This is a genomic window from Endozoicomonas sp. ISHI1, assembly GCF_024606225.1.
Lineage (GTDB): Bacteria > Pseudomonadota > Gammaproteobacteria > Pseudomonadales > Endozoicomonadaceae > Endozoicomonas_A.
The window spans coordinates 40,734-48,096 of the sequence record NZ_JAGRPU010000042.1 but is presented as its reverse complement, the minus strand read 5'-3'; the positions used below and the strand labels follow the sequence as shown (position 1 = coordinate 48,096).

The window sequence follows — 7,363 nt, the reverse complement described above, 5'->3', positions numbered from 1 at the left end:
CTCCGGTTTCACACCATAGGCTGAAGACTTTGCTTCCCGGCCTGTTCAATGACCCACAACCTCCTGACAAGCCCCCTACCCCGCTGAGTGCCAGACTCCAGGCTTATCACTGGCATTCCAGAAACCACCTTGGACAAACGCTTGCCAGGCTCAAAACCGAAGTAACCCCCTCATCAGGCAATATCACAAGCGAAGCAATCCCGTCATCAGGCAATTTCACGAGCGAAGCAACCCCTTCATCGGGCAATGTCACCGGGCCAGTGCCCAATGATTATTTTGCCTTCACTCCCGTTGCGCCCCTTTTACGCATCAACGAGACAATGTCGGCCTTTCCCGCTTTTGGCAAAGGTTACCGTACCTACGTTCAGGGATCAGAAATAGGTGTCAGGGTATACCCCCAAGGAGACGCGGCTCCGCCACTGCAGCTGGTTGACATCACCCTTGACGTCGAAGGCTATCATTCGCTCGGTTACCAGAGTCCGGCACAGACTCTCCGGCGGCTGGTTTTTGACCTTGAGAAATTGGCCGGACTGTTTCTGTACGGTGGTTTTAACGAGCAGTTGCTGGCCTTTCTGCACGGACTTCAGGTCGCCAGTGACCCGGCAGAACCGGACCTCAAGATCCCTGTTATCAAGGCAGAACCCGAAAGATCATTCCTTGACAGTGACGCGACCTTCACAAACGGCAGTCTGCCCCTGGTTCGTCTGGGAGCGGCGGATTTTTCCCGACACTCTGACGAGGCTCTGGCCCACGGACTCTCGGCCTTGCTGGTGCCTGTATGGCGAAAGACTCTTGAGAACAATACCCTGGCTGTGGCCGGTATCGAGCAGCTCTGGGGGATCACTGACAACAAGCTGGAAGTGCTGCAACCGTATTATGGGCTGGATGAACGTTATCAGGCCCGGCAATGGCCAAAACAATCAGGTGATCTTTACCAGATATTAGTGACAGGCCAACGCCATAATCTCAGGAAACGGGGTGGCACTGCGGAAGACTTTGTGGATGCTGTTCACGAACTTTATCAAAACGATGGGCTGGCCCCAGCGCTTACCCGCGTTATGAGAAAGCAGCAACCTTTGACAGAGAGTAACCGTACAGCCGGGGAAATGGCGGATTTGCTCAAAGCCATCAAAACAGTTTACGACAAACAACCATTGCGCAGTGAACAATGGTTTTTCCGCAGAGCTCTTGATAACAGCCTGGACTGGCTGACCGCCAGAGACTCCAGCAATCCGGTCCTGACAAACCTTCGGCAACTGAAAAAAAATGACACGGTACAACAGGATGAATACGATGGTCTGACCGAGCTGCAAACGCCGCTCCCTGACAACGCCACCAGCAGCGTCCGGGGCAGGTTCTTTACCCTCACAGCCCTGGATGACCGGATAGGGGTTTACCTGACGCCGGACTACCTGGCCGATGCCACTAACCAGACCCTCGCCAGTGACCTGCGCCAACTGGTGGACGCCAGCGATCTTTTCAGGCGCCGGGTGAACAATACCGACGAGTTCCGGAGACAGCTGGGCAACACAACGACTCCGATAAGACCCGACACCCTGGGCGATATACACGACCGTGGTTTACTGAAAATCCCCAACGGTGAACGCAACAGAACGATTCCCGGAGACTATGTCAGCCTGATAATCCCCGGTCACGATGGCGCATTCCCCGGCAGTGATTCCGGCCCACTGACCTATCTACCCATTCGTCATGGTGTGGAAAATGACACTGTCCATGACCATGCTCCGGGTAACCGGACAGACATTGCGCCCGTTAACCAGACCCTCAATAACGGCACCTTCACGCTCATTCATTTTGATCCGGGCCGGGGAGACATTCCCTTCGGTTCCGGGTGGCTGTCAGCCTGTATTCCATTCTTTTACCAGTTACAGAAGGCATTACAGCTGGCACTTGGCATAGCGCCGCAAGAGGATGCCAACGCAATCAAAAACCGGATTCGTACTGACCTTGGTTTGCCAAAGCATTATCCGGGACAGGACAGAAAACCGTTACCCGTAGTAGACCCCCGTCAGGTGATGGTCAAAGAAACCCTGCCCGTACAGGTAAGGTTTAATCAAACGACAGTGACAGACAGCAACCAATCCGTGCGTCTGGCGGTGAGCGGGTATGGTGCCCTGGGGCGTCACCTGGAACTGACAGCAGAGCCTGACGGGAGTGGCACCTATCGTCTGCAACTGAATTCCATTGGCAGTATGCCAACAGATGACCGTCTTCAGCCGCCCTCACTGCCCTGGTATCCCGAAATGCCCAAACCGGCGGCAAGACACAGGGTTCGCCGTGCTGATTCTGATCCTGCTGAAGGTTCAGACTCGAAATTAATCGACCGACTGATTCCTGACTCCAGAACCTTCCGTAAGGAATTTGCGCCGTTATTACGCTATCAACTCGCCATGAACGGAGACCTGAACGCACGTTTTCATGACCTGCTCATGTCTTTTATGAAGCTTGATAGCTTTCGCTATAAGATTACTCCATCAACCTTTACTTCAGTACTGGAGGTCTACGACAAACTCAACACCCTGATCGGCCATCACCCGCTGGAAACCAGCGAAAAATTTGCGAAACTGGCTACAGACATCCGGAGCTGGTTTAAAATCAGCATGAAATCTATCCCTGAAACACTGCATTTTGTCAGCGTTGGCCCAACGGTCAGGGATCTGAATAGTGTCCGGTTATGGATTGCGGCGAACTCAAACTCCGATTTACAAATAAACCTCTGGTATGACCCGCAGGCAATGCTTGCCTCTCTGCTTGGGGAAGCCCTCAAAGAAGCAGTGACCAGTGAATTAACCAATAAACCCGGTCCCGGTAATCCGTCTGATTTTGAATTGGATTTACTGAAAGGACTCATGAGGTTACAAGATGAGGCTTGGAAAGCCATAGAGTCAAAAATGACAGAGGGCCAGCCGTTTGATCAGTCGGTGAAGGACTTTCTGGTAGAACACCTCAAACATAAGACGGACATTGACGGTAAAAAAGCCCAAATGCTGGAATCTTACCGGCAATTTACACAGCAGATAAAGTCTTCTTACCCAAGTGCGAAGTTTTCCTTCAAAGATATTAATGAGGTCTGGACCAGTACCTATGGGGAAGAGGGTCAGGAGGCCAGAAAGTACTATCTCAGGGAGCTGGGCCTGCGTGGTAATAAACCTGCAGCCATTGCACTGGTGAAAAGCAGAGTGATTGGCACTCTCGGAGGTGTTTATTCTGATACGCTCATTTCGCCAGCCATTCATGAGGATCTTTTCAAGGATATTGATTATTCAGATGTCAGCGAAACGGATTGGGACAGGGTAAAGGCAGTACAGACCCAGCTGGTCATCCAAAAGCTTGGCAAATTCCTTCCTGATGACCTGGATCCTGCCATAGAACAATGGGTTTCAGACGATCTCACCTGGTTCGGTGAACAATACACCCCGTTAAAGAGCAAGACTGAGCAGCGTGTGGCGAGTGCCGATCCCTCGCAACTGTTTGACCCTCTGGGAAAAGTTAAAATTATTCCCGGTGAGATTGACCTGACATTGGAAAGCAATCCAGGTTTATTTTTCGCAGCATCACAGGGCGACCTGACCATGAAGATGGTCCAAAACAGCCTTTTATCAGATCACCAGAAGATTGATCAATTTAAATTATCTGAGGTGACAGATTGGAAAGCCGCCCTGGATACAAAAACATCTTTAACCAAACAAAGATTTCGTTCCCCGCCATTGGCTTTTTATCGATACGGAGGTATATGGAAGCTTGCGGAAGGCTATGAAATACTGAATGGCGATGAAGCACTGCAGGAAAGCAAGATTGCAGTAGATTGGAGTCGAGGCTACCGAGCGTTGCTTGATACTCTTGAATTGTCTCTCGGGAAACGCTTTTCCTCTTCCAGCGAGGCAGTAGCTATCTGGGTGCACGAAAAAGATGTCACAAGCTATATAAAAACGGATCCGCAGAGCAAAAGCCAATACAGTCATCAACTGGTTCTCCAAATGGAGACTGGCGATGATAACCCTATCAGCAAGGCCAGCCGTTACCTGTTTCGCAAATATAAAAATCATCAACAAACTGATCAGTCAATTCGTTGGCTGGTCATTGACAACGATGATTGGTCAGATGGCGAGACCGGCGCCAAGGTCAACCATGCCGATATTGGCAAACTGCTGGACGATGATAGCCGAATTCATGTGGTAGGCCTGGGTGAATCCGAAAACGGGGAATTTACCCTGAGCGGGCAAAGTGCACCAGACCTGTCAACAAAAATCAATGAATTGATCGGTAATACCCCGGTTAAAACGGTTAACCTGATAGGCTCAGGTATCGATCACAACGGGCTTGTTAGCCAATACCTGAAAGACATCCTGAAAGCGACAAAAACCCGGACAGTGACCGCCCGTGACGGTCTGTTGAGAGTCGATATCTGGGGGCGTCTGTGGGTTGGCCTGCTCTCTGACACAGGGCTGGTGACATGGTCAGTCGCCGACAGCTCTGACCAGCTGAAAGCGCTTCGCATGAGTAACGGCGATACCACCGTCGAGCGCATGTCCGAAAAAGACAGGTTGACTGAAGGTGCCACCGGACTCCGTCAGCTGCCCGCTGTGTTGTCAGAGAACAGCGGGTTGCTGGGGCCCGTCAATCCCGATGATCTGGTGCCAACCCCGGAAATATTCGAGCGCAGTCTGAAGCCACATCTGCAGGGTGTGATAAGCTCGAATGACGTTGCCGCGCTGGAAAGGAAAATCGCTCAATTTGACCCACTTCGCCGTAAGGGAACCGCCCTTGAAAAATACTTCCTTGTCTATAGCATGCAGCAAAACCTGCCCGGAACTCTTACCGGAGGAAGATCCGTAGCCGCCCACCTGGCCGCCACAATAAACGAGTACCTGCACGATGCTCTGGTCGAGGTACCTAAAGAGCTTCATGCTGTCTGGATTGGCAGTCTCAACGACAATGTCAAAAGGTATATCAAGATCTGGGTTTCACAGGTTTCCGACTGGCCCCTGACCCTTTGGCATGATCCGCAAGCGATTTTAGCACTGTTTCTTGCCCGACAAGTATATAAGGCTGTTGCCGCTGAGAAAATACCCGAAACAATACAGACAAAAGAACGTAGCAAAAAAGAATTTTTGGCACGTTTACATCATCTACAAGATCTGGCCTATAACACTATAAAAAAAGGCATCGCCCGGGGCAAAACCTTCGACGACATGGCAAAGGTGTTTTTAGTCAACCATTTGGGTATGGATCAAAGCGAATTAGAGAAAATACAAGAAGAAAGCCTGAAGCAATTCAGGGAGTTCGCCAATGAGGTGGCTAAACTTCAGGGTAATCCCGAGTCCGGGGGATTCAAGTTGGCAGATATCAATACACTTTGGCAGGCAAACGACAAGATTAGTCTAAAAAAGTGGTACGAGAAAGAACTTGGTTTGAGGGGAATTTTAGCGGCAGCATCGGATTTGGTGAGAGTGGAAATACTTGCCAGAGAAAACACAGGAGGGGGCGTCTATCTGGATGTCGACTCACTGCCTTTTTATAATAGGGACATGCTTAAAAGCATTGAAACTCCGACAGATATTTCGCTTACAGGTGCAGGGAAGTCTTTAGTTAATCATATGCTTATGGAGTATTTTGGTGAGCCAGGGCCGGAACAACTCTTTTCCAAGGGGGCACCCAAACCGGAAGTACAGAGGGCATATGACAATTTACAGAAAAAATACCCTGATTATATTAAGGCGGTTAAAGAAGCCATAGCTCATTACAAAAAAGAGCCTCGTTTCGTTTTTCCAAAGTCGCTCAAGGCTATTCCTGGTTCAGCAGAATTGACCTTAATATTTGATGAAGTCATCAAACCCAGGAATAGTTTGATTATCGCGCCACGAGACAGTGAAGTTCTCGTTTCAATCAAGCGAGAAATGATTAAGCGCCATGAGCTGATTGAACGTTTAGATATAGATAAACCATTAAAACTTTATAGTTCCGATATCACTGAAACGATAAAATCAGTGGCCAATGAATTGGGAATCAGTAAAAACACCGCCGGTTATTTAATTAGCTATCGAAATGATGGAATACTGTATGGATCCGGATCGACGCTAGCATTATCAGGGCCAAATTTGATTAGTGAGGTCATCAAGAAATATTTCACTGATTTTTATTCAGGGGAGGATCTTTCTGATGACCAAAAAAAATCCTATTTCACGCAAATTAATCCATTAGCAAAGATTGATTTAGTGAGTACGGATACGGATCAACAGTCCAGTAGCTGGCTCGCCGATTCTGATAAAACTGTGCGTTATGCCCTGAACGCTGAGCAAGACAGCCGTTACAAAAACCAGATTATTCTCCAGCTGGGTAACACCGGGAATCAAGCCAAAGCCAGCTTATACCTGAAGAATAAATACCAGCCCGATTTCAGCCGACTGATGCGACTGGAGCCTGATGGCACTTTGATTGATCCGGAAACAGGCAATAACATCAATCTTAAGACATTGCAGGCCAACTTTCTTAAAGACGACACACGACTTATTATTGTTGGCCATGGTAGAAAAATTCAAGATCAAAAGACCGGTTCCGACAAGTTTGTCCTGACCGGGAAAACAGTTGAGCAACTGGCCGATGTGCTCAAGCGCGTAACCGGCGGTCGGTTTGTCCACACCATCAGTGTCCTGGGCTGCGGCACCAACGCCATCGGTGAGCATTACCCTGTAGAAGATTTCGCCAGAAAACTCTTTGGTGAAATCCGGACAAAACGAATCACTGTCCGTAATGCCATAGTGATGGTGGATGGCTTTGGCCGCAAATGGACCGGCACCCTGCCCGCTGAGGGCAATGTCCTGTGGTCACAGTCAGACCACCGCGTCAAACTGGTGCTTGAAAAGGATGAACAGGGGCAGTTAATAGCCCGTCATCTTCCGGTTGAAGAAGGACTGGTGAAAAAACTCCGGAATTTGCCCGCTTTGCCCCCCTTCAGGGATTACATGCGTCTGGGTATCAAGGATAAAGATGCTTTCGACCAGGCCAGAAATTTACTGCTTAATACGCTTAGTGAAAAAGATAACAGGCTGCCACTCTCCGAACTGATTGAGCAATACAACCGTCGGCTGCAACAACTCACCGGTGATGACTTTTCCCCTTACCGGTTGATGCCGTTGCCGGTGGCCGATGCCGAACTGCCTTCTGCACAGGCCGGGGCACCAAGAGCGCTTCATATGAGCGCCTTTGTCCGTGCAGACTCAATCGGGGATCCGTTGTCGGGGGTTGGTCTGCTGGCCTATGGCGATCGCTTTGCGCAAAAGAATTTTTTCCGGACCCAACAGGCGGGGTATCAGCTGGCACAGGAAGTCGCAAACCCGCCATC

At 49.7% G+C, this 7,363-nt stretch carries 1 protein-coding gene (running past one end of the window); it reads left to right on the top strand.

Annotated elements, in window-relative coordinates:
• The first annotated feature begins 29 nt into the window (after positions 1–29).
• Positions 30–7,363, top strand: partial view of a TcdA/TcdB catalytic glycosyltransferase domain-containing protein gene (locus tag KBW69_RS19635; RefSeq protein ID WP_257281964.1) — the beginning only. It continues 20,722 nt past the right edge of the window; only the first 7,334 of its 28,056 coding nucleotides appear in the window; it begins with the start codon at positions 30–32; its stop codon lies off the right edge, out of view.